This is a genomic window from Sphingomonas sp. BL-S-28, from assembly GCF_055521515.1.
Genome location: NZ_CM145484.1, coordinates 1,492,833 through 1,514,691, shown reverse-complemented (window position 1 = coordinate 1,514,691; position 21,859 = coordinate 1,492,833). Strand labels below are relative to the sequence as shown.

At 63.5% G+C, this 21,859-nt stretch carries 22 protein-coding genes; 4 read left to right on the top strand and 18 right to left on the bottom strand.

Going from position 1 to position 21,859, the window contains the following annotated elements; genetic code table 11:
* From rplB to rpsJ, 5 genes are all read right to left on the bottom strand, one after another.
* Nucleotides 1-837, bottom strand: a complete 837-nt coding sequence (gene rplB / locus ACZ1JC_RS15870) for a 50S ribosomal protein L2 (protein ID WP_465135941.1) — start codon at nt 835-837, stop codon at nt 1-3.
* A gap of 5 nt (nt 838-842) precedes the next feature.
* Entirely contained in the window at nt 843-1,154 is a 312-nt protein-coding gene (locus ACZ1JC_RS15865) for a 50S ribosomal protein L23 (RefSeq protein ID WP_465135942.1), read from the bottom strand.
* On the bottom strand, nt 1,147-1,773 hold the full coding sequence (rplD, locus tag ACZ1JC_RS15860; RefSeq protein ID WP_465135943.1) for a 50S ribosomal protein L4: 627 nt from the start codon (nt 1,771-1,773) through the stop codon (nt 1,147-1,149). Before rplD ends, ACZ1JC_RS15865 begins: the two co-directional genes overlap by 8 nt.
* A 2-nt stretch (nt 1,774-1,775) precedes the next feature.
* Entirely contained in the window at nt 1,776-2,531 is a 756-nt protein-coding gene (gene rplC / locus ACZ1JC_RS15855; protein ID WP_132263823.1) for a 50S ribosomal protein L3, read from the bottom strand.
* A gap of 347 nt (nt 2,532-2,878) precedes the next feature.
* Complete coding sequence (gene rpsJ / locus ACZ1JC_RS15850; protein ID WP_007011873.1) at nt 2,879-3,190, bottom strand: 30S ribosomal protein S10; 312 nt, start codon at nt 3,188-3,190, stop codon at nt 2,879-2,881.
* A gap of 213 nt (nt 3,191-3,403) precedes the next feature.
* Here rpsJ and ACZ1JC_RS15845 point away from each other — a divergent pair, with 213 nt between their 5' ends.
* A complete protein-coding gene (locus tag ACZ1JC_RS15845; protein ID WP_465135944.1) occupies nt 3,404-3,904 on the top strand; it encodes a hypothetical protein in 501 nt (166 codons plus the stop codon).
* A 204-nt stretch (nt 3,905-4,108) separates the two neighbouring features.
* Here the strand turns inward: ACZ1JC_RS15845 and tuf are convergent, their stop codons facing one another.
* The 4 genes from tuf to rpsL form a co-directional block, all read right to left on the bottom strand.
* On the bottom strand, nt 4,109-5,299 hold the full coding sequence (tuf, locus tag ACZ1JC_RS15840; protein WP_465135945.1) for an elongation factor Tu: 1,191 nt from the start codon (nt 5,297-5,299) through the stop codon (nt 4,109-4,111).
* A gap of 90 nt (nt 5,300-5,389) precedes the next feature.
* Nucleotides 5,390-7,474, bottom strand: coding sequence for an elongation factor G (gene fusA / locus ACZ1JC_RS15835; protein WP_465135946.1), 2,085 nt, complete (start codon nt 7,472-7,474; stop codon nt 5,390-5,392).
* A 117-nt stretch (nt 7,475-7,591) separates the two neighbouring features.
* Nucleotides 7,592-8,062 carry a 30S ribosomal protein S7 gene (gene rpsG / locus ACZ1JC_RS15830; protein ID WP_379486881.1) on the bottom strand — a complete coding sequence of 157 codons (471 nt, stop codon included), beginning with the start codon at nt 8,060-8,062 and terminating at the stop codon, nt 7,592-7,594.
* 183 nt (nt 8,063-8,245) lie between these two features.
* Nucleotides 8,246-8,617 carry a 30S ribosomal protein S12 gene (rpsL, locus tag ACZ1JC_RS15825; RefSeq protein ID WP_395390960.1) on the bottom strand — a complete coding sequence of 124 codons (372 nt, stop codon included), beginning with the start codon at nt 8,615-8,617 and terminating at the stop codon, nt 8,246-8,248.
* A 658-nt stretch (nt 8,618-9,275) separates the two neighbouring features.
* Between rpsL and ACZ1JC_RS15820 the strand changes: the two genes are divergently transcribed.
* Both ACZ1JC_RS15820 and ACZ1JC_RS15815 read left to right on the top strand, forming a co-directional pair.
* Entirely contained in the window at nt 9,276-9,656 is a 381-nt protein-coding gene (locus ACZ1JC_RS15820; protein ID WP_465135947.1) for an endonuclease domain-containing protein, read from the top strand.
* 469 nt (nt 9,657-10,125) lie between these two features.
* The gene (locus ACZ1JC_RS15815; protein WP_465135948.1) at nt 10,126-10,716 is read left to right on the top strand and encodes a hypothetical protein; all 591 of its coding nucleotides are present in this window, start codon (nt 10,126-10,128) and stop codon (nt 10,714-10,716) included.
* Between the two features lie 16 nt (nt 10,717-10,732).
* Here ACZ1JC_RS15815 and ACZ1JC_RS15810 read toward each other — a convergent pair whose 3' ends face one another.
* From ACZ1JC_RS15810 to ACZ1JC_RS15795, 4 genes are read right to left on the bottom strand one after another with little or no spacing between them, the layout of a single operon-like run.
* Nucleotides 10,733-11,245: a Csu type fimbrial protein gene (locus ACZ1JC_RS15810; RefSeq protein WP_465135949.1), complete on the bottom strand. Its 513-nt coding sequence runs from the start codon at nt 11,243-11,245 to the stop codon at nt 10,733-10,735.
* Nucleotides 11,242-13,644: a fimbria/pilus outer membrane usher protein gene (locus ACZ1JC_RS15805; RefSeq protein WP_465135950.1), complete on the bottom strand. Its 2,403-nt coding sequence runs from the start codon at nt 13,642-13,644 to the stop codon at nt 11,242-11,244. Before ACZ1JC_RS15805 ends, ACZ1JC_RS15810 begins: the two co-directional genes overlap by 4 nt.
* Before the next feature lie 22 nt (nt 13,645-13,666).
* Complete coding sequence (locus ACZ1JC_RS15800) at nt 13,667-14,398, bottom strand: fimbrial biogenesis chaperone (protein ID WP_465135951.1); 732 nt, start codon at nt 14,396-14,398, stop codon at nt 13,667-13,669.
* Nucleotides 14,398-14,949: a Csu type fimbrial protein gene (locus ACZ1JC_RS15795; RefSeq protein ID WP_465135952.1), complete on the bottom strand. Its 552-nt coding sequence runs from the start codon at nt 14,947-14,949 to the stop codon at nt 14,398-14,400. The genes ACZ1JC_RS15800 and ACZ1JC_RS15795 overlap by 1 nt, the downstream gene beginning before the upstream one ends.
* A gap of 286 nt (nt 14,950-15,235) precedes the next feature.
* Here ACZ1JC_RS15795 and ACZ1JC_RS15790 point away from each other — a divergent pair, with 286 nt between their 5' ends.
* Nucleotides 15,236-16,210 (top strand): DUF1214 domain-containing protein, encoded by a 975-nt coding sequence (locus ACZ1JC_RS15790; RefSeq protein WP_465135953.1) that lies wholly within the window; start codon nt 15,236-15,238, stop codon nt 16,208-16,210.
* Nucleotides 16,211-16,338: 128 nt separating this feature from the next.
* On the opposite strand, the gene ACZ1JC_RS15785 is transcribed toward ACZ1JC_RS15790, so the two are convergent.
* The 5 genes from ACZ1JC_RS15785 to ACZ1JC_RS15765 form a co-directional block, all read right to left on the bottom strand.
* Nucleotides 16,339-16,959 carry a hypothetical protein gene (locus tag ACZ1JC_RS15785; RefSeq protein ID WP_465135954.1) on the bottom strand — a complete coding sequence of 207 codons (621 nt, stop codon included), beginning with the start codon at nt 16,957-16,959 and terminating at the stop codon, nt 16,339-16,341.
* A 209-nt stretch (nt 16,960-17,168) separates the two neighbouring features.
* A complete protein-coding gene (locus ACZ1JC_RS15780; RefSeq protein WP_465135955.1) occupies nt 17,169-17,840 on the bottom strand; it encodes an imm11 family protein in 672 nt (223 codons plus the stop codon).
* Between the two features lie 320 nt (nt 17,841-18,160).
* Nucleotides 18,161-19,531: an aromatic ring-hydroxylating oxygenase subunit alpha gene (locus tag ACZ1JC_RS15775; protein WP_465138577.1), complete on the bottom strand. Its 1,371-nt coding sequence runs from the start codon at nt 19,529-19,531 to the stop codon at nt 18,161-18,163.
* 156 nt (nt 19,532-19,687) lie between these two features.
* The gene (locus ACZ1JC_RS15770; RefSeq protein ID WP_465135956.1) at nt 19,688-20,152 is read right to left on the bottom strand and encodes a hypothetical protein; all 465 of its coding nucleotides are present in this window, start codon (nt 20,150-20,152) and stop codon (nt 19,688-19,690) included.
* 68 nt (nt 20,153-20,220) lie between these two features.
* On the bottom strand, nt 20,221-21,729 hold the full coding sequence (locus tag ACZ1JC_RS15765; RefSeq protein ID WP_465135957.1) for a hypothetical protein: 1,509 nt from the start codon (nt 21,727-21,729) through the stop codon (nt 20,221-20,223).
* Nucleotides 21,730-21,859 lie beyond the last annotated feature (130 nt).

The following is a 21,859-nucleotide window of genomic DNA, read 5'->3' as shown; positions in this document are numbered from 1 at the left end:
TTACCTCTTCTTCTTGGCGTGGCGCGAACGGATGATCATCTTGTCCGTCTGCTTGTTGTTGCGAGTGCGAGCGCCCTTGGTCGGCTTGCCCCACGGAGTGACCGGATGACGGCCGCCCGAGGTACGGCCTTCACCACCGCCGTGCGGGTGATCGACCGGGTTCTTGGCAACACCACGGGTAAGCGGGCGACGGCCCAGCCAGCGACCGCGACCGGCCTTGGCAAGCGTCTGGTTGGCGTTGTCGGGGTTCGACACGGCGCCAACGGTGCCCATGCAGTCGCCACGCAGGTAGCGCTGCTCGCCCGAGTTGAGGCGAACGATGACCATGCCGCGGTCACGACCGACGACCTGAACATAGGTGCCTGCCGAACGTGCGATCTGACCGCCCTTACCGGGCTTCATTTCGACGTTGTGGCAGATCGTGCCGACCGGCATCTGCGACAGAAGCATGGCATTGCCGGGCTTCACGTCGGTCTTTTCGCCGGCGACGACGACGTCGCCAACGGCCAGACGCTGCGGCGCGATGATGTAGGCCAGTTCACCGTCGGTGTACTTCACGAGCGCGATGAAAGCGGTGCGGTTGGGATCGTATTCGATACGCTCCACAACAGCTTCCATGTCCCACTTACGACGCTTGAAGTCGATGAAGCGGTACTTCTGCTTGTGACCACCGGCGATGCCACGCGAGGTGACATGACCCTTGTTGTTGCGGCCGCCAGTCTTGCTCTTGCCCTCGGTCAGCGCCTTGACGGGCTTGCCCTTCCAGAGCGACGACTTGTCGACGAGGACCAGGCCGCGGCGAGCGGGGCTGGTCGGGTTGTAGCTCTTAAGTGCCATCGGAATTAACCCCGCACGCCTTCGGTGATGTCAATCGACTGACCTTCGGCCAGCGTGACGATCGCCTTCTTCACGTCGCTGCGGCGGTAAGCCTTACCGCGCCAGCGCTTGGTCTTGCCCTTGACGTTCAGCGTGTTCACGCCGGTGACCTTGACGTCGAACAGAGCTTCGACGGCGGCCTTGATCTCGGGCTTGGTCGCCTTGTCAGCAACCTTGAAGACGACGGCGTTCTGCTCGGAAAGCAGGGTCGACTTCTCGGTGATGTGCGGCGAGAGGATCACGTCGTAATGACGGATGTCCACGTTGGTCTTAGCCATTGAAACGTGCCTCCAGCTTTTCGACAGCGGCGCGGGTCAGCACCAGCGTATCGTGCTTCAGGATGTCGTAGACGTTGGCGCCCACGGCGGGGAGCACGTTGATGCCGACGATGTTGCGGGCAGCGCGGGCGAAGCCCTCGTTGACCTGCTCACCATCGACCACGAGCACCTTCTTGCCGAAACCAGCCTTGGCGAGCTGGCCGACGAGCACCTTGGTCTTGGCATCGGCGACATCGAGCGAGTCGACGACGACGAGGCCGTTCTGGGCCTTCGACGACAGAGCCATCTTCAGACCGAGCGCGCGGATCTTCTTGTTCAGCGAGACGTTGAACTCGCGGCGACGGGCACCGTGAGCCTTACCACCGCCGATGAAGACGGGAGCAGCGCGGTCGCCGTGACGGGCAGTACCGCCACCCTTCTGGCGGCCGAACTTCTTGCCGGTACGGGCAACGTCCGAACGCTCGCGGGTCGCGCGGGCGATGCCGCGGCGGTTTTCGAGCTGCCAGGTGACGACGCGGTGCAGAATGTCGGCGCGCGGCTCGAGACCGAACACGTCGTCCGACAGTTCGATGTCGCCCTTGCCGGCAGTGCCGTCGATATTGAGGACCTGAACCTTCATGATTAGCCCTCCTGGCCTTCGGTCGCTTCGGGAGCCGCGGCTTCAGCCGGGGTCACGGCAGCGGCCGTATCATTGGTGTTGCTGGCCGACTTGATGCCGGCGGGGTACGGAGCCTCGGCGTGACGGTCGACCTTGACGGCGTCCGAAACGGTGAGCCAGGCGTTCTTCGAACCGGGGACCGAGCCCTTGACGAAGATCAGGCCACGCTCGTCGTCCACGCGGACGACTTCGAGGTTCTGCTGGGTGCGCTGACGGTCGCCCATGTGGCCGGCCATCTTCTTGTTCTTGAACACCTTGCCCGGATCCTGACGGTTACCCGTCGAACCGTGCGCACGGTGCGAGATCGAAACACCGTGGGTGGCGCGCATACCGCCGAAGCCCCAGCGCTTCATGGCGCCCTGGAAACCCTTACCCTGGGTGTGGCCGCCTACGTCGACCAGCTGGCCGGGCACGAAGTGCGAGGCAGCGATCGTGGCGCCAACTTCGAGAAGGGCGTCGTCGGCGACGCGGAATTCCGCGACGCGCATCTTGAGGGGGACCTGAGCCTTTGCGAAGTGCTCACGCTGCGGCTTGGCAACGTTCTTCTGCTTTGCTTCGCCCGCACCGAGCTGAACCGCGACGTAGCCGTCACGATCAGCAGTACGAACCGAAACCACCTGACAGTCTTCAAGTGCCAGGACAGTGACGGGCACGTGGCGACCGTCCTCCTGGAACAGGCGGGTCATCCCGACTTTCTTGGCGATCACGCCTGTACGCATGACCTTTCTCCTTACAGAGGCGTACGCAGGACCATCCCTCGTACGCGTGTCCAACCCTGTTATGATACGAACCCCGTCCGGGTCAGGTGTTCCCTGCAAGCCCACATGGGCAGCGGAAACGAGACGGGGGACGCATTCCCGACGCTTCCCGAAGGAGACGGCGGAGGTATCCCTTGTGTCCCCTCGGTTTCCCTTTGGGGCGCTGTCTCTGCGAACTGCTGTTCGCAAAGCCGGCCGCGAAGGCCGACAAGGTAATTTGGATCCGAGGATCCGAATTTCACCTGATCATTTTAAGTCCGATCAAAAAGACTATCGGGGCAACCTTGGCGGTCGCCCCGTAAACCGGCTTAGGCCAGCTTGATCTCGACGTTCACGCCGGCAGCCAGGTCGAGCTTCATCAGAGCGTCGACGGTAGCTGCGTTCGGCTGCACGATGTCAAGCAGACGCTTGTAGGTGCGAACTTCGAACTGCTCACGCGACTTCTTGTCGATGTGCGGACCACGGTTAACCGTGAACTTTTCGATCTTCGTCGGCAGGGGAATGGGCCCACGAATCAGAGCGCCGGTGCGGCGGGCCGTGTCGGCGATCTCGCCAGTGGCCTGGTCGAGCACGCGATGGTCAAACGCCTTGAGGCGGATACGGATGTTCTGAGCTTCCATTACCTACTACCGATGAGAAAGAGCCAAAGGGCATACGCCCCGTCAAATTCGAACCGCGCCCCTACACGCGGAATGCGAGTCGGGCAACCCCTGATTTCACGTAGCACGGCAGGTTTTTCGCAGGCTGCCGACGCCGTTCGTCGCATCCGCCCTTCCCTACCCCCTGCGTGCTTCCTACGTTGAGAGAGCGACGCCTAACAGAAGCCGCTCTCAATGCCCTCCATCATCACGACAATTTCTAGCGCGTTCGCCGCGCTGACTCTTGCAGGCCTGGCCCCCAATGCCCTTGCGGCCGATGGCCCAACCTACGCCCGAAGCGAAACCGGCACCCCCATCAACCTCGACGACACCGACGTATTGACCGCCCACGTCGGCATACCCGATGCAACGGGCGGCACCGTGGACGACGCCTGCCGGGCAGCCGCCCGCGCCAGCAATGGCGGCAATGACGGCACGATCGTCGTCTGCTCCCACGGCGGCGACGGCACGGACCCGCGCGTCCCGGCGTCAAAGTCCGTAGACGAAAGCACGCGCACGGGCGCGGCGTACCCACCGGACGTGGGGCACCTGCCCGGCTGCCTTGGCCCCTGCATCACCATACCGTTCGGCCGCGTGCCGGAACCGGTCTACTACATCGACCTCAAATCCATCCCCGAGACCCCCAAGGGTTCGGATGCCTGGAAGGTCGGACAGGGTGAGTTGCGAGCGCACTAGAGCGGTTTTCGATCCGATTGCATCGGCTCGACCGCTCTAAGTTTCTCGCTTGTCGCATTTTCCGAGTCATCAGGTGATACCACCTGATTAGAAAATGCTCCAAAGGCGCCCGCCAGGACCTTGCCCCCCCATCAACGCGAAAAGCCCGGGCTTCCTTTCGGAAGCCCGGGCCAATCACGTTAGCCGAAGCTGACGATCGACGAATTACTTCGTGATCGTGGCAACGACGCCCGAACCGACGGTGCGGCCGCCTTCGCGGATTGCGAAGCGGAGACCTTCGTCCATGGCGATCGGAGCGATCAGCTTAACCGACAGCGAAACGTTGTCGCCGGGCATGACCATCTCGGTGCCCTCGGGGAGGATCACTTCGCCGGTCACGTCGGTGGTGCGGAAGTAGAACTGCGGACGGTAGTTCGCGAAGAACGGCGTGTGACGGCCACCTTCGTCCTTCGACAGAACGTAAACTTCTGCCGAGAACTCGGTGTGCGGGGTCACGGTGCCGGGCTTGGCGAGAACCTGGCCACGCTCAACGTCGTCGCGCTTCAGGCCACGAACCAGAGCACCGATGTTGTCGCCGGCTTCACCCTGGTCGAGCAGCTTGCGGAACATTTCGACGCCGGTGACGGTGGTCTTCTGCGTGTCGCGGATACCGACGACTTCGACTTCTTCACCAACCTTGACGATGCCGGTTTCGACGCGGCCGGTCACAACCGTACCACGACCCGAGATCGAGAACACGTCTTCGACGGGCATCAGGAAGGGCTTGTCGGTCGGGCGCGGCGGCTGCGGGATGAAGTCGTCAACAGCCTTCATCAGCTCGAGGATCGAGCTCTTGCCGATGTTGTCGTCACGGCCTTCAAGAGCGGCCAGAGCCGAACCCTTGACGACGGGGATGTTGTCGCCGTCGAAGTCGTACGACGAGAGCAGTTCGCGAACTTCGAGTTCGACGAGCTCGAGCAGCTCGGCGTCGTCGACCTGGTCGACCTTGTTCATGTACACGACCAGCTGCGGCACGCCGACCTGGCGAGCGAGCAGGATGTGTTCGCGGGTCTGCGGCATCGGGCCGTCAGCAGCGTTCACGACCAGGATAGCGCCGTCCATCTGGGCAGCACCGGTGATCATGTTCTTCACGTAGTCAGCGTGACCCGGGCAGTCGACGTGCGCGTAGTGACGGGCTTCGGTCTCGTACTCAACGTGAGCGGTCGAGATCGTGATGCCACGCTCGCGCTCTTCCGGAGCCTTGTCGATGTTCGCGAAGTCAACGGCTTCACCGCCGAACGTTTCCGACATCACCTTGGTGATGGCGGCCGTCAGGGTGGTCTTGCCGTGGTCAACGTGACCGATGGTGCCGATGTTGCAGTGCGGCTTGTTCCGCTCGAATTTTGCCTTCGCCATTTTCAAACCTTCTTTGCTTGAATTGTAATCTGCGGGAATGTGAGGCAGCGCCCGCCGAAACAGGCGCCGCCCCTAGAATGATCTTGCCGTTTAGGCAAGCTTCTCCTTGACCTCGGCCGCGACGTTCGCCGGGACTTCGTCATAGTGGGAGAAGATCATCGAGTAGTTCGCACGACCCTGGGTGAACGAGCGGAGCTGGTTCACGTAGCCGAACATGTTCGCCAGCGGAACCATCGACTCGACAACCTGAGCGTTACCGCGGCTGTCGGTGCCCTGGATCTGGCCACGACGGCTGTTCATGTCGCCGATGACGTCGCCGAGGTATTCCTCGGGGGTGACGACTTCAACCTTCATGATCGGTTCGAGCAGCTTGATGCCGGCCTTCTGGGCGACTTCACGCATAGCACCGCGACCGGCGATTTCGAAGGCCAGGGCCGACGAGTCGACGTCGTGGTACGCACCGTCGTAGAGGACGATGTCGAAGTCGATGATCGGGAAGCCGACCAGCGAGCCCGAGGCAGCGGTTTCGCGCATGCCCTTTTCGATCGCGGGGATATATTCCTTCGGAATGTTACCGCCCTTGATCTCGTCCTTGAAGGTGATGCCCGAACCGCGCTCGCCCGGCGTGACCTTGATCTTCACGCGACCGAACTGACCGGTACCACCCGACTGCTTCTTGTGGGTGTAGTCCACATCGACAGGCTTCGCGAGGTATTCGCGATAGGCAACCTGCGGAGCGCCGACGTTGGCTTCGACCTTGAACTCGCGACGCATGCGGTCGACGATGATGTCCAGGTGAAGTTCGCCCATGCCCTTGATGATCGTCTGGCCCGACTCGTGATCGGTGGTGACGCGGAACGAGGGATCTTCCGCCGAGAGGCGGTTGAGGGCGACGCCCATCTTTTCCTGGTCGGCCTTGGTCTTGGGCTCAACCGAGAGTTCGATGACCGGCTCGGGGAATTCCATGCGTTCGAGAACGATCGGCGCCTTTTCCGCGCAGAGCGTGTCGCCCGTGGTGGTTTCCTTCATGCCGGCAAGCGCAACGATGTCACCCGCGAAGGCTTCATCGATGTCCTTACGCTCGTTGGCGTGCATCTCGAGGATACGGCCAACCTTTTCCTTCTTCTGCTTCACCGAGTTCAGGTAGGTGCCCTTCGAGAGCGTACCCGAGTAGATGCGGATGAAGGTGAGCGAACCGACGAACGGGTCGTTCATGACCTTGAAGGCGAGCGCCGAGAACGGAGCGTTGTCTTCCGGCGGACGGCTGTCGGCCTCGTCGCTGTCGACCTTGACGCCCTGGACGTCTTCGATGTCGAGCGGCGAAGGCAGATAGTCGACGACGGCGTCGAGCAGCGACTGAACGCCCTTGTTCTTGAACGCCGAGCCGCAAACGACCGGGACGAACGAGTGGTTCAGCGTACCCTTGCGGATCAGCGACTTCAGGGTGGCTACGTCAGGCTCGTTACCTTCGAGGTAAGCTTCCATGACCGCGTCGTCCTGCTCGACAGCGAGTTCGAGCAGCTTTTCACGGTATTCGGCAGCTTCGTCGACGAGGTCGGCCGGGATTTCTTCGTAGAAGAATTCGGCGCCGAGCGATTCATCCTTCCAGATGATCGCGCGGTTGTTGACCAGGTCAACCAGGCCCTTCAGGTCGGATTCGAGGCCGATCGGAATGTAGAGCACGGCCGGGGTCGCACCGAGGCGGTCGATGATCGACTGCACGCAGTACTTGAAGTTCGCACCGGTACGGTCGAGCTTGTTGATGAAGCACATGCGCGGAACGCCGTACTTGTCGGCCTGGCGCCACACGGTTTCCGACTGCGGCTCAACGCCGGCAACGCCGTCGAAGCATGCGACCGCACCGTCGAGCACGCGCAGCGAGCGTTCGACTTCGATGGTGAAGTCGACGTGCCCGGGGGTGTCGATGATGTTGATGCGGTATTCCTGGCCCTCGGAAGTCCAGAAGCAGGTGGTCGCAGCCGAGGTGATGGTGATGCCGCGTTCCTGCTCCTGCTCCATCCAGTCCATGGTAGCAGCGCCGTCGTGGACTTCGCCGATCTTGTAGGACTTGCCGGTGTAGTAGAGGATACGCTCGGTAGTGGTGGTCTTACCGGCGTCGATGTGCGCCATAATACCGATGTTACGGTACATATTGAGCGGATGGCTGCGTGCCATGGTGAGAATCCTTAGCAGGAGTGTTTCGGGAGCGAGGCGGCCTTCAGATAAGACCTCGCCCCCTGAAATAAAAGTGTGACGCCCGGATGACTGATCACCCGGGCCCACACACGCGCATTACCAGCGGTAGTGCGAGAAGGCGCGGTTCGCGTCCGCCATGCGGTGCGTGTCTTCGCGCTTCTTCACGGCATTGCCGCGGTTGTTGGCAGCATCGAGCAGCTCGCCCGACAGACGCGCCGCCATGGTGGTCTCGGGACGGTTGCGGGCGGCCGTGATCAGCCAGCGGATGGCGAGAGCCTGGGCACGCTCCGGACGGACTTCGACCGGAACCTGATAGGTCGCACCACCGACGCGGCGGCTGCGGACTTCGATCTGCGGCTTCACGTTGTTCAGGGCATCGTGGAACAGCTGGACCGGATCGGCCTTGGCGCGGGTTTCCATGGTTTCCATGGCACCGTAGACGATCGATTCAGCGACCGACTTCTTACCATCGAGCATGAGGTTGTTCATGAACTTCGACAGAACCTGATCACCGAACTTCGGATCAGGCAGGATTTCCCGCTTCTCGGGACGACGACGACGTGACATTTTTTAAACTCCAAAAGGTCCGGAGCGTAGCGGAGGTCTTCAACCGTCATCCCAGCGAAAGCTGGGACCGCTGGCCTCACTGGGCGCTCGGTATGTTTCCTGTCTTCAAGGCCGCTTCAGGCTGCCAGCGGTCCCAGCTTTCGCTGGGATGACGGGCTTCCTGCCGCGAGCCTTGCGAGCGGCTTACTTCGGACGCTTGGCGCCGTACTTCGAGCGCGACTGCTTACGATCCTTGACGCCCTGCGTGTCGAGCACGCCGCGCAGGATGTGGTAGCGCACGCCGGGAAGGTCGCGAACGCGGCCGCCGCGGATGAGCACGACCGAGTGCTCCTGAAGGTTGTGGCCTTCACCGGGGATGTACGAAATGACTTCGCGGCTGTTGGTCAGGCGAACCTTGGCAACCTTGCGGAGAGCCGAGTTCGGCTTCTTCGGGGTCGTGGTGTAAACGCGGGTGCAAACGCCGCGCTTCTGCGGGTTCTGCTCCATCGCAGGGACCTTCGACTTGGTCTTCTGCGGTTCGCGGCCCTTGCGGACCAGCTGGTTGATAGTGGGCATCTATACTCTTCTTTCGAAATGTGGAGTGCGATGGATCCGGGCCGAAACGCCCGGATAGACCGGATCGGCACGGACCCGTCGCACCCCGTGGTCCACGGGCCGACGCATTTCGAAAGGGAAGAGTGAGGTCACGTACGGCGGAAGTTTCGAAAACCGCATCGTCATCCCAGCGAAAGCTGGGACCGCTGCCGGTTTACGCCCACCTTTCGGCGGGAACCGTCGCACATGAGCCGAAAAACACTCCACCCGGCCGATAAGGCGCCGGATTACTTTGCCACCGCTTCCGCGAAGCCCTCACCCCGAATCGGGCATGACGGTTTCGGATGGGCCGATCCGCCGCCAAACAGCGGTAAAGCCCCCGGAAAAGCTGACGTGACAATGTTCAGCTCTATGTCGTTTCCTGAGGGCAGACCCACAGGAGATGCGCGCCCTTAGGAGATTTGGGGGTTGGGGTCAAGGTTGGGGTGAGTTTGCCCACCCCGCTGCGACTAACTTCGCTACGCTTCGTAAGTCTCGCGGCCCTCCCGCCTGCGGGAGGGCTTTGTTGCGCTGAAACTCCCCTCCCGCAAGCGGGGGGGTTGGGGGTGGGCTTTCGCTGCCCTTACCCGTTTCAGCACTTTAACTACTCGCGCATCCGCTCATCCATCACCCTCTCGCGATGCGCCCGTTCCAGCCTCGCAACACCGTTCGCGCCCGAGAGCTTCGGCGCGAAGCCACCCCGGCGGAGCGGCTGCTCTGGCGTTACCTTTCACGATCACAACTAGGCGCCAAGTTCAGCAGGCAGATGCCGGTGGGGCCGTACTTCGCGGACTTCCTCTGCCGGGAACTGGGTCTTGTGGTCGAACTCGATGGCTGGTCGCATGATGTCCGGGTCGAGCATGACGTTGCCCGTGATCGCTGGATGATCGCGCATGGACTTCGCGTGCTGCGGTTCTCGAACGAGATGGTGCGGGGCGATCTGGAAAGCGTGGTTACTGCGATCCGGGAAGAAGTTGCGGCGTTGCTGCGGCGGCGGGAGGGCCCACCCCGCTGCGACTAGGCAGCAAGCTGCCAAGTCTCGCGGCCCTCCCGCCTGCGGGAGGGCTGAATTGCTCTGCCATCTAGCCGTAGCGCTGGAACTCCCCTCCCGCAGGCGGGAGGGGTTGGGGGTGGGCTTTCAATGCCCCCTCGTGACAAACCATTTTCCTACACACTGCCGCTCACGGTACACCGTCCCGCCAAGGGGAAATCAGGTCCAACAGCGTGAGCGAGGTTGCCTTATGTCCTCCATGAAACGTTCGGGTGCCCGGGCGGGTTTGAACTCTTCTGATAGGGCAGCGCTTGGCCGCGCCCCCTCCACCACCTGCGGCGGTCCCCCTCCCCCAGAGGGGGAGGATCTGGTGGGTTCCGGTGACGGTCGCTCAACGCCGCGAGTCCCCTCCACCATCCGCAAAGCGGATGGTCCCCCTCCCCGATACGGGGAGGACTTGTTTTGCGCTTCGAAGCGGCCGGGGCGGCGGACTTCGCGGGTGGCGTTCTTCGAGGATGAACCCGACGCCGACGATCCGCTGCTGGGCTTTGCGCCCTATCTCCACAAGGCGCCGCGGCGCAACTCGATCACGCCGGAGCGGCAGCGCGCCTTCATCGCCGCGCTCGCCGCCACCGGCATCGTCACGCAGGCGGCGCGGACGGTGGGCGCCTCCATGGAGGCGCTCTACAAGCTGCGCGCCCTGCCCGGCGCCGAAGGCTTCGCCGCCGCGTGGGAAATGGCCATCGACCGGGGCATGGCCCGGCTGGAGGACTGCGCGCTGGAGCGCGCGATCCGGGGCGAGGAGCGGCCGGTGGTCAGCCGGGGGGAAGTGGTGGCCACTTATATCCGCCATGATACGCCGTTGATGCTGTTCCTGCTGCGCCAGCGCCGCGCGCACCGCTATGGCGCGGATGTGGACTTGCGGCCGGGCTCGCCCGCCTATGAGCGCATTCGTGCGGAGATCGAGGCGGAATATCCCTCGGTGGAAGAAATACGCGCCTCGATACAGGCCAAAGTGGCGCGGCTGCGCGAGGAAGTGGAGGCGCGCAAGGCGCGTGAGGCTGCCGATGCACGCGAGGCTTTGGACTGAGCGCGGCCCGCAGGCTTCAATACGTGACGGTGATCGTCACCGTATCCGAATAACTGCCTATGGGAACATTCTGGAGCGCCGGAATGCGCCCATAGGCCGTGGCGCTGGACGTGAAATTCAACAGGCCGTTGAGCGGCACTTGCACGATGGGCGCGCCGCCGGTGCCGTTGCCCCAGATGATGCTGTAGGCCGGGTCCGAATAGATATTGTAATAGAGAAGATTGCTGCCGGAGATCATGCGCCGCGCGGCGACGTTGTTGGACCCGCCGGTGCTGAGGGCGATGTCGGCGGTGCTGAGCACGCTGGCGACGCTGGTACAACTGATGGTCACGGTGGCGTTGACGTCCCTGGGGGCGGCGGAGGTCTGGTCGTAAGTGCCGAAGGCCATGGGCGTGGTGCTGACGGTGCAGGAACAGAGGCACAGCGCCTGCGCCGGTTCGGCCGGCAGGATCAAGCCGCAGAGGGCGAGCATAGCAGGTAGGAGCCGGGCAGGCAGAAGACGGGTGGCGGTGCGCCGGATCGGGATCATGGCCCGGCGATCCGGGGTTCGGGCTGGCAGGCAGCCTCGATCGGATGGGCCAGCACGTCGGCGGGGGCGGCGCCCCCCAGACGGACGATGCAGTGGCCGCCCTGCCCGTTCGCAATGCGCAGTACGGCGTGGGGCACGAAATCCTCAAGGTAGATTTCGCCGTCGTGGCCGGTGAGCGTTACCGTGGCGGGGCTGGCGGTGGCGGCGGTTGGGCGGGGTTGGCCCTGCCCTTCGATCACCACTTCGCGGCCGGCTTCCAGCGGCACGCCGGCAAGGTCCACCACGCGCAGGCGGGCGGGATGGGTATCGCGCTTGCCGAAGGTGACTTTCACCGCCTTGCCCCAACCGGGAGTGACGGTCTGCTCCACATCGCCCAGCGGCACTTCGATGGGGATCCTGGCGGGATCGATGCCGACGCGATTGGCGACATAGGGGGCAAGGCCGGTGACGATGACGTGGCTGGTTTTGACGACTTTGCCAGCGCTCTCCGGCGTAGTGTCGGACATCGGCACCGGGCGGTTTTCCAGCATGACCACCGCGCCGGGATCGCCGGTAACGTCCACCACAGCAAAGGCGTCTCCCACCCGCTGCGTCGCGGCCAGCCCTCCCCCCGCGGCGACGAGCGCGCCGCGCGCCTCGACCCGGGTGAACAGGGCCTGTTCGCGGTAGAGACCGGCCACTTCGATATCTCCGGCGGTGGTGCGCAGAGTCGCCATGGCTTCGGCCCAGCCCGCGCCGTGGTTCTCGCGGCCGATACCCACGCGGTAGCCAAGGCCGGCGTCGGTGGGCACGGCCTTGTCGTAAAGGGCGGAGACTTGCTGGGAATCCGCGCTGAAAGAGAGGTGGCGCGTGCGGCCCAGCGGCAGGGTGACCATGCCGAACAGCCAGTCCGACCGGCCATCGTCCCCGCTCTGCCGCTGCGCGCCGAAGCTGACGAAAGCGTCGCCCAGCATGATCGAATAACTGGCGGAGGCCAGCGTGCTGCGCGAGGGGCCGGTACGGGTGGAGAGGTAGCCAAGGTTGACCGACCCCGCGCGGCCCATCGCCAGACTGCCCGAAAACGCCAGTTCGCGCCGGGCGCCGGGGGTGATCCAGGGGTCGCCTACCTGACGATAGTCGGCACTCATCGCGCGGTAGCTGGCGGTCAGGCCGTAAGCGTGCGTCAGCCGCTGGGCCTGAACCTGGAGCAAAGTGCCGGTCCGCCCCCCACTGGTGGAGAGCGCGCCGGCAAGGCGGATCTCGCCCAGCGGCTGCACCACCAGTTGCCCGCCGAAACCGCCGACCGTCACCCCCGCGCCGCTTTCCAGCCGGCTCTCCAGCGTGAGGGTAGAAGTCAGGCCGTACCGCAGCGATGCGGCACCGAAGCCGGCGCCGTAATCGAAGCTGCAGATGCCGTAGTTCCGCCGCAGCAGCCCGCCCTCCAGCGAGAAATCGGCAAGGCCGTCGCGCAGTTGGCTGGTGCTGGCGTAGAAGCTGCGCGTCACCACACGCTGGTTGCCGGCAACGTCGCGCACGATCATCGTCACGTCCCCCGCCCCGCTGAACTGCGGGCGGTAGGCATAGCTGAACAGCCCCGGCTCCACCGCGAAATCGCGCACCCCCTCCCGCGCGGCCAGTTCCACGGTCGATGGCAGCGCCGATCCCCCCTGCAGCACCGGCAAGGGATATGTGAGGCGCGAGGGGTCGAGCGAGAAATCGGTGCCGATGCGGATGCCGCCGAAGCGCACGGGCTGGCTCCATGCCGATCCGTTGCCCAGCGTATCGCCCACCACCACCCGGATGCGGCGCCCGGGAAAGTCCAGCGTATAGGCCGTGTCCAGCCGCACGTTCGGCGTCCTGCCGGTGCCGCTGAAGGTCTTGCCGACAAGGCCGGTGGCCGCCAGCACCCCCCAGCCCCCCGAAACCCCCGCATCGAGCAGCGCGGAAAAGGCGGTGGTCCGGCGGTCCTGCGTGAAGGTCAGGTCATAGTCGATATAGGCCGCCGGGATCGACCGGCTGACCGCGACCGGGCTATCGGGCGGCCCGATCCGCAACGGGCCGTAGCGCTCTGCCGAAACCTCGATCAGCAGCAGCGTGCCGCTGGCGTCCAGCCGCGCGCTCACCCCCGGCACTTCGTCCAGCGCGAGGTAATCCTCCCCCGCCAGCGTGATCGAGACTGCCTTTTGCGTGCCCCCGGCAGGAAGCGGAACCCCGCAGGCGGCAAGATCGGCCCGGCGCAGATGCAGTCGCTTGCCGATCATCACCAAGAGCCCGTTGCAGCCGCGATCCTGCCCGTTGACCACCACGCCCACCGGCATTGCCGCCGGTACGGAAGCCGGCGCGCCGGCTGCGGCACCCGCCGTCCGGGCCGAAAGGGCCAGCACGGCGGCCGCAAGCAGGAGAACATGGCGGGAAGACACCGGGAATGGCCCATGACGCCGCTCAAGGCCCCGCGCGTGCGCGCAGGTCAAGCGAACCGTCGGGCGTGCTGGCGCGCACAGATTCGGGCGCACCGACAAATCCTGCCGGCAGCGGCAATTCCACGCGCCCACCGGCGAGGACGTAGAAGCTCTTGGCAATCGCCGCGTTCCCGCCGCCGCGGCGCGTCAGATCCAGCGAGAGCACTTGCACATGGCGCCGCCCCCGGTTCTCCACCACCAGCGCGCCGCCCGGAGCAAGCCCGCCACCGTCGCCGATGGACCAGACCAGATCGGGTTGCGCATCGGCCGGCGCACGGAAGACCGGAACGCTGATCCGCAGCAATGTGCGGATCCCCCCGTTGGCCGGGCCGGGCCGGGGCAACTCGTCCAGCACCATCCGCCAGCTCTGTTCGCCCGCGCCGCTGACCGGGGGCAGGCCGCAACGCACCAGCCGCTCCTCCTTGCCGCCCAGGGTCACGATCGTGGGGTTGATCTGGAAGCCCGGATCGTCGCTCAGCACATCGGCGCCGGCCGCATCCTTCGACCAGGCAAAGCCGCGCACTTGCACCGAGACGGGCGCATCCTCGTCGTTGGAGATCTTCAGGCTGCAGAACCGCGCATCGGCCGCCACTTCAACGCGGATCGGCATGATCCGCAGACTGCCTGCCTGTGCCGATGGGGAAATGCCGGCCGCCGCAGCCGCCGCCACCGCCGCGATCGCCACAGCCAGCGCCCGGCCACCGCGCGCGGGCATCAATAGTTGACCGTGACCGTGACCGTATCCGTATAGGCGCCCGCAGGCACGTTCTGCAGCGCGGGAATCCGGCCATAGACGGTGAGCGAGGCGGCCGAGGTCGTCGCCGTAGCAGAGGCCGGCGTATCGGTGCCCGGCGTGTTGCCCCAATTGTTAGTGCGGCCGGAATCGCGATAGAGCGTGTAGTTCAGCGCGTTGGCGCTCAGCAGCATCTGCCGCGTCGTCACCGTGGCGCCGCCGGTGGTGCCGGCATTCAGCCCCACGGTATAGACAGTGCCGGTCGTGCAGTTGACGGTGATGGTGCTGGTCCCGTCCAGCGGCGTTGCCGACAGCGGGTTGTACGATCCGAAGGCCAGAGCCGTTGCCGAAACGGTGCACGAAGGCTGGACCGTCGCCGTGACGGCGATCGTGGTGGTGGTGGTGGCCGCCTGCGCAGAATCGGGCGATGCGATCGCGAACGCGGTTACCGCAAACGTAAGGAAACCGGCCTTGCAAACGTTTGTGAAAAGCCGCTTCCGACGCGTGGCGAATTGAAAGACAAGATTTTCCATGCCCAGGAGTATGCTTGAAAATCCTTGACGCTGGCTGGCTGGCACCCCTGCGGACTCTACCTAGTTGCCAGTGTTCCCCGTGACTTGAAGGGTTAAGAGCCGGGGAAAGATCGCGGGGCAGCCGGCAGGCGCTTTCGCCCTGCCGCCTATCCGGCTGTGGAAAGGCCCGACATGCGACCTACCGATCCGCCGAACCACCGCTTCCGGGTATTCCCCGATTTCCCGCTTCCCGGCCGGCCCCCAAAGTTGGCCGGACCAGATTGGCCGGAAAAGGGAGTTTGCGACTATGTCCGATCGATCCGCCTTCGCCCCCCCGATCCCCGTGACACCGGAAAACTTTCTGCGGGCCGAATCCGATCTCTACTTCACTGCCGTGGCCGTGCGCGAAGGCGGGTTCGGCAAGTTCGAACATAAGCGAGAGCTTTCCCCGATCGATCAGCAGAACGTGATCCGCCAGAACCGCGATACGCTCTATTCGGCCGCCGTGTTCGATCTCGAAGCCGGCCCGGTGACGATCACGATGCCCGATGCGGGCGGGCGCTTCATGTCTTTGCAGATCATCGACGAGGATCAGTTCGTGCCCGGCGTCTATTACGACGCCCAGCCGCACCGGCTGGTGCGGGAAGAGATCGGCACCCGCTATGCGATGGCCGCCGTGCGCACGCTGGTCGATCCCGACGATCCCGCCGATCTTGCCGCAGCCCACGCCCTGCAGGACGCCATCCGGGTCGATCAGATCGATATCGGCAGCTTCGCCCCGCCCACGTGGGACCACGCGAGCCAGGACGAAGTGCGCGGCGCGCTGCTGACGCTGGCCCGGCACATGCCCGATACCAGCAAGGGCTTCGGCCCGCGCGGCAAGGTCGATCCCGTGCAGCGGCTGATCGGCGGCGCCATGGGATGGGGCGCCAATCCGCCCGAGGATGCGATGTACGTCAACGCCACGCCGCCGCGGAACGACGGCCAGACCGCCTATCGCCTGACGGTGAAGGACGTGCCGGTGGACGCGTTCTGGTCCGTGATCGTCTATGACGAGAAAGGCTTCATCCCCGCCAATGCCAAGGGCGTCTATTCCTTCAACAGCATCACCGCGAAGAAGGATGCCGATGGGTCGATCACGATCCAGTTCGGCGGCGAGGACACCGGCGGCAATTACATCCCGATCGTGCCCGGCTGGAACTACATGGTCCGCCTCTACCGCCCGCGCCGCGAAGTGCTGGACGGATCGTGGACATTCCCGCCAGCGCAGCCGGTGGGGTGATCGCGCGCGGAGGCCGGCGGCACGGATCATGCCTTGGTTTTACGGGAAGGTGGTTTCGTTATGCCAGCTTTCCGTACTGACCGCTTTTGCGGGGAAGCAGTCGTTCAAATTTACGAACTGACACGAGCCTAGTGAATGCGAAAGACTGTTCGGAGACCTGCTTCTTCGAGGGCATCGCCGAGTTGTTTGCTAAAAAAAATCGCCTGAAATAGGCCATGGTCAAGCCAGACGTCCGGCCCCAGAAGTGCGGCATGAGAGACCGCAACGTCTTCATCTTTCAGCTTCGAAGGCATGTTCCAGCGCAAGCCGGACACGCCAAAACGCCGCTTACTCGAAGTTTCCTCAGGCAGAAACGCTTCCTTGCAGTTGCCTATTGTCCAACAGAACCAGTCGCCAAGGATTTTGGTGCTCTTATCTTCTAAGAATATACCTTCTGAAACCGGATAGATCGCACCTTCGCCAAGGTTGTATCGCTCTAAGATCGATGCCGCTTTAGCTGATACGATCAATTGAGTTTGAGCGAAGAATAGATCGGGCATACTCTCTGAGGGCATTCGCTGATATTGTTCAACGTCATCAACAGCCCAAATTTTTTTAGGGCATAATGATGCCGGAACGGCGTCGCCATTTCGGTTCAGGTCATTGCCTTTGGTAGCGGCTTCACGATCATTAGTAGCAATGTCGGTCTCAACAAAGAGAGCGAGAGCAGAATCTCGAAACGCGTTACTGCACCAGACATAATCAGACACGCTCACCGCTCCACATCACGCAGGATCACACAAAATTTGTTTAAGTGATTAGCGCAACTGAACTAACGCAAGGTCAACGTCCGCTGTGTTGGCGTGTCCGGAATGGCAAGTTCCTGATTAAAAATATGAAAATCTGCCATTCCGCTTTTCAGGAGCGCTGCACGGCGCAACGGATGACCGGGATGTTGGGGTGAGCGGACGTGAAGCGGCTAACTTGCAAGGCGATTGCCCACCTGCTCGTACTTGCTTTTCGCGAAATCCAAGCCGGTCAACTTCTCTTCGACAAACCTCTCCGCCATAGCATCTGATATAAAGCATGAAGTTAGAATATGCTTATCGCGCCATAAATGACATCTTCCAACAGCAGAGAGATTGAAAACGATTTTAGCAGGCATCGAGGTATCGATATTATCGGGAACTTTTTCGCCCCTTCTAAGTATTTGTTTGGGAGCGACCCATTGCAATCCTTTTCTCAGCACCATGTTACTATTCTTCCGATCGACACTATCAATGCGATGGCAAGGAACGAGCCAGTAACGGGTGTCGATAAAATTCCCATGCGCGTCCTGATATTGGACGGGGAAAAATTGGTGAATACCCGGCTCCAATTGCTCAATTACGTCTTTCGCCTTGGACGACACGTTCAAATAGGGCGTACCGTCGAAATCGGGTGTGGGATTTCCGTTTGGATCGCTCCACCTCACCCAATTAGGAAAGTTGCTCCCGTCAACAGGAACACCGGCTAGGTGGTTATCACCACTCACGCCGCCGTCATCAGCAGGAACGAGAGCGGGAATCCTCTTAGCAGGTTGATCCTCGCCATCCCAGACACGCTTAGGCTCAAAGCCCCATTCTGGCTTTACATCCAGCCCGTAGACCATTGGGAACGTGTTCCTTCGAGTGCTTTTTCGCTAAAATATGGGCATATTCTTAAATTTGAGCTGCCGCGGACAACGTCTGCTGTCTGCAAGCGATATTTGCCCGTGATGTCCGCTATGTCGGCGAAAGCGGACGTTGCTCCTGCCCACCCCGCTGCGACTAACTTCGCTGCGCTTCGTAAGTCTCGCGGCCCTCCCGCTTGCGGGAGGGCGAGGTAACACTGCCCTCTTTGCGTTGCGCTGAAACTCCCCTCCCGCAAGCGGGAGGGGTTGGGGGTGGGCTTTCACAACGCCTGCGATTCCAGACCGTTCGGCCAGCCCCCTCAGTCGATGTCCAGCAGCCTCGGCGCGCTCATGCCGTCCATGAAATTGGCAAGGTTGCGGTGGAGGTTGATGACCTTCTGTTCCTGATGCGGATTGGGCAGCGGGCCGCGGAATCCGGAGGACTTCATACCCTTCTGCACGAACTGCATGTTGGAGAAGTCCTGCGCCAGAACCGAGCCCCAGTTCTCGCCGATCGGATCGGCGTAGACCCATTCGGTCTTCGGCTCTTCGCCTTCGGGGAAGCGTTCGAGGGCGTAGCTTTCGAACACGCACTTGTCCGGATCATCGCCATAGGGGCGCACGCGGTAGCAGAGCGCGAACGTCTCTCCGTGGAGGATGTTCTGATTGGGGAACAGGCCCCAGGCGAGGCCGCCCTCCTTCTTGATCTCCGGCGGAACTTCCGGCCAGACCACCCCGCGCGCGGCGTCGTCGGCCTTGGCGCTTTTCAGCCAGTGGGCGATGATCTCGCCCGGCGTGGCGGTTTCCGGAAGCTCGTCCACCAGGCGGCTGGCGGCGTTGACCAGCGTTTCCGTGGAGGCGGAGTAGTTCACCGTTTCGTAGTTCTCGCGGATCAGTTCATAGGTGGAGACGCGGGCGTCATCGCCCTTGCCGGCGCGGGTGGTGCCGGCGCTCTCGCTCATCTGGAACTTGGCATCGCGGGTGTCATAACTGGAGACCGAGTGCAGGCCGTACTGCTTCGACAGCGCGTAATAATCGCCATAGGCCAGGAGCTGCGTATGCGTCCCGGCGACGTGATAGGGCTCCAGAAACGCCTCGATCGCGGTCTTCCAGTTGCAGTCGTAGATCGCCCACTGGCGCCACTTGTAGTGCATGCCGGCAAGGTCGAAATGGTCTAGGATCTCGCCCGCGCGGCCCATCCATTCCTTCAGCGGCACCGCATCGGGGTCCATGGAGATGTAGATGTAGCCGCCCCAGGTATCGACCTGCACGTCCGACAGGCAGGTCATTTCCGGCGTCAGCTTGTTGTGCCAGTCCTGCGGGTCGAGGATGTATGTGTTCTGGCCGTCGAGGTCGAAAGTCCAGCCATGGAAGCCGCAGATGAAATTGCGGCGGTTGTTGCCGCGCACATCGTGGACTTTGCCGGGCAGCATGCTGGGCACCGAGACGAGCTGGCGGCCGCGATGCGGGCAGACGTTGTGGAAGGCCTTCAGCGTGCCATCGTCCTTGCGCAGGACGATGATCGATTCGTCGGCGACGTCGTAGGTCATCCAGTCGCCGGGATTGGGCAGGTCGCTCTCGCGCTCCACCATCTGCCAGACCTTGGGCCAGAGCAGCTTCTTCTCCGCCGCAAGGTAGTCCTTCGAGAGGAAGGCGGTGGTGGGGTAGGTGGCGAGGCGTTCCTCGTCCATGTCATTGGCGGTCAGCGTGGCCGTTTTGGTGCCCGTCTCTTTCACGTGGCCTCTCCTGTTATCAACAGGACTGTTCATTAAGCCATCGCCGGGGCGAGGGCCAGAGGGGTTCTGCGCAAGATCGCTGCCGGGATGGATGGGCCGATCCGATGGGTGTCAGGCGCGGTTTTCCAGGTCTTCCACCAGAGCGCGCAGCTGCTTGAGGGCGGCGCGAAGGGCTTCCTTGTCCTCCTTGCGATCAGACGTGCGCAGGGTTTTAAGGTCGCTACTCACCTGCTTCACGCTGTGGAGGGCGGTGTCCTGCTTGATCGTATCGATCCGTTTCTTGAGGGTGGCGACCTCTTTGAACGCCTTGTCCGTCTCGTGATCCGGTTGCCGCTCCACCAGCAGGCTCAGCGCATCGAGCATCTTGCCGATCTGCCGGCCATAGCTTTCCTGTGCGAGGATCGCCTGTTCCGTGCCCGGCGCGCTGGAGTTCTGCGGGTTGACGATCACATTGCCGAACGACCAGCCGGAATTGATCGATTGCGCCAGATCCTGCGGCGCCAGCACCAGTTTCGTGCCGAAATCGGTCCAGGGCTTCCAGAGTGCAGCCCAATCGTCGAGCGTGGTAGCAGTCATCGTGGCCCCCGCAGCAAGCAAAGCGATGCACGGATCATGCCCTCTCGGTGCGTTCAGCGCCAGCGCCGTCAGGCGTGCTTTCGGAAATCCGCCGCCGGGATCGGGCCGATCAGTTCGCCATCGTCCCACTCGACGCGGCGGTAGCGGTTCTCGTCCAGGCCCAGCGGGGGCAGCGGGGTGTAAACATAGCGGCTGAAGGCATAGACCCGGCGCGCCGGCAGCAGTGCGGCGCGGACTTGCCGGACCGGGGTGATATGGCCGCGATAGCCGCCGAAGGCCCAGGCGTCGGTCGGCGCACGGCTGGCCATGACCACCAACGGGAACGGGCAGCCGCCGCGTCGGAATTCCAGCATGCAGGCCTGCTGGACCACCAGCCCCACCGATTCGTGCGAGACCAGCAACGCCGCATGGGGTGTCTGCGCGACCGTCTGCACGGTGCGGCGCCAGTCCTGCGGCTCGGGTATCCAGACGAGCGTGACCAGTTCGTAGAGCCCCACCGCCGCCATCACCGCCAGCGTCGCGCCGCGCGCCGTGGTACCGAGGATCTTACCCCTCCCCGCCCCCTCGCCCACCAGCGCGGCAGCGGCAAGCAGGACGGTGAAGCTGGCGCACCAGTGCAGCGTGTAGTCGGAGATGATCGGGTGAATCCGGTCCGCCACCTTGAACGCCATCAACGCGCCAAGGACGATGAACAGCGCCAGCCGCGTTGTGCGGTCGCGGAAGGTGCGGATGACGCCCACCACCATCAGCACTGCCATCAGCCACGAACCGATATCGCCATCGAGCAGCAGTTGCAGGTTCACGCTGGAGAGCCAGTCGTCGAACGACAGCGGCTCTATCCAGGCGATATTGGCGGAAGCCGCATGGACTTGCGCCGCCGCGATCCACAGCGCCCAGCCGGACAGCGCAGCCACCACTAGATTCGCCGCGAGCAGCCGCACCAGCGCCGCGCGCCCGACGCCCCGGCGCAACGCCGCTTCCGCCAGCACCGCCAAGGTCGCGACCGGCGGCCAGAGCAGCATCGTCGTATGGCTGTAGATCGCCACCACCGCGCCCCCGGCATAGAACGCCCAGCCCCGCAGCGGATGCGGGCCGTCCTCCTCCAATGCCGCCAGCAGGCCGATGAACGAGACCGTCACCGCCAGCTTGGCCAGCACATAACCGCGCAGATATTCGGACTGATAGATGTCGGACGGCGAAAGCGCGAAGAGCAGCACCGCCATCGCCGCCGCCGCCCAGCCCCAGCGCCGCCCGGCGATCCGCGCGATCAGCCCAATCTGCGCCAGCGAGAGCAGCAGCGGCAGCAGGCGCAGCGCCGGCTGGCTGTCCGGCACCGCCATGCGCCATAGCTTCAGCAGCGTGTAGAACAGCGGCGGGTTCGTCTCCCGCAGCATCCACGGCCCCCACAATTCCGCGAAGGACCGGCCGGAGAAGTAGAGCGAGGCATATTCGTCGAAACCCAGCGGCGCCGGTTCCTGCCGCAGCCGCAGGGCCAATGTCAGCGCGAAGGCGGCGGCCAGCGCTCCAAGCGGCAGCAATCCTGCGGGCACCGAACGCGATTGCAGCCTGGCGTACATTCGATTCCCCCTGAGGAAGCGCACGCGGCGTTCCCCCATCCCCCCGGATGTTCAGGCCGATGTTTAGCCGCAGAGCGTCAGCGTGCAAGTGCCCGCTATCGCGCACGCGCTTGGCCTTTGGCGTATCCGT

What these genes read in the sequence shown, in the direction of transcription:
- rpsL (WP_395390960.1), bottom strand. Translation starts at nt 8,617, where the DNA reads ATGCCCACTATCAACCAGCTGGTCCGCAAGGGCCGCGAACCGCAGAAG.
- ACZ1JC_RS15865 (WP_465135942.1), bottom strand. Translation starts at nt 1,154, where the DNA reads ATGGCTAAGACCAACGTGGACATCCGTCATTACGACGTGATCCTCTCG.
- ACZ1JC_RS15795 (WP_465135952.1), bottom strand. Translation starts at nt 14,949, where the DNA reads ATGGAAAATCTTGTCTTTCAATTCGCCACGCGTCGGAAGCGGCTTTTC.
- fusA (WP_465135946.1), bottom strand. Translation starts at nt 7,474, where the DNA reads ATGGCACGCAGCCATCCGCTCAATATGTACCGTAACATCGGTATTATG.
- ACZ1JC_RS15845 (WP_465135944.1), top strand. Translation starts at nt 3,404, where the DNA reads ATGCCCTCCATCATCACGACAATTTCTAGCGCGTTCGCCGCGCTGACT.
- rpsJ (WP_007011873.1), bottom strand. Translation starts at nt 3,190, where the DNA reads ATGGAAGCTCAGAACATCCGTATCCGCCTCAAGGCGTTTGACCATCGC.
- ACZ1JC_RS15800 (WP_465135951.1), bottom strand. Translation starts at nt 14,398, where the DNA reads ATGCCCGCGCGCGGTGGCCGGGCGCTGGCTGTGGCGATCGCGGCGGTG.
- rplD (WP_465135943.1), bottom strand. Translation starts at nt 1,773, where the DNA reads ATGAAGGTTCAGGTCCTCAATATCGACGGCACTGCCGGCAAGGGCGAC.
- rpsG (WP_379486881.1), bottom strand. Translation starts at nt 8,062, where the DNA reads ATGTCACGTCGTCGTCGTCCCGAGAAGCGGGAAATCCTGCCTGATCCG.
- ACZ1JC_RS15775 (WP_465138577.1), bottom strand. Translation starts at nt 19,531, where the DNA reads ATGGACGAGGAACGCCTCGCCACCTACCCCACCACCGCCTTCCTCTCG.
- rplB (WP_465135941.1), bottom strand. Translation starts at nt 837, where the DNA reads ATGGCACTTAAGAGCTACAACCCGACCAGCCCCGCTCGCCGCGGCCTG.
- rplC (WP_132263823.1), bottom strand. Translation starts at nt 2,531, where the DNA reads ATGCGTACAGGCGTGATCGCCAAGAAAGTCGGGATGACCCGCCTGTTC.
- tuf (WP_465135945.1), bottom strand. Translation starts at nt 5,299, where the DNA reads ATGGCGAAGGCAAAATTCGAGCGGAACAAGCCGCACTGCAACATCGGC.
- ACZ1JC_RS15765 (WP_465135957.1), bottom strand. Translation starts at nt 21,729, where the DNA reads ATGTACGCCAGGCTGCAATCGCGTTCGGTGCCCGCAGGATTGCTGCCG.
- ACZ1JC_RS15780 (WP_465135955.1), bottom strand. Translation starts at nt 17,840, where the DNA reads ATGGTCTACGGGCTGGATGTAAAGCCAGAATGGGGCTTTGAGCCTAAG.
- ACZ1JC_RS15810 (WP_465135949.1), bottom strand. Translation starts at nt 11,245, where the DNA reads ATGATCCCGATCCGGCGCACCGCCACCCGTCTTCTGCCTGCCCGGCTC.
- ACZ1JC_RS15790 (WP_465135953.1), top strand. Translation starts at nt 15,236, where the DNA reads ATGTCCGATCGATCCGCCTTCGCCCCCCCGATCCCCGTGACACCGGAA.
- ACZ1JC_RS15820 (WP_465135947.1), top strand. Translation starts at nt 9,276, where the DNA reads ATGCGCCCGTTCCAGCCTCGCAACACCGTTCGCGCCCGAGAGCTTCGG.
- ACZ1JC_RS15770 (WP_465135956.1), bottom strand. Translation starts at nt 20,152, where the DNA reads ATGACTGCTACCACGCTCGACGATTGGGCTGCACTCTGGAAGCCCTGG.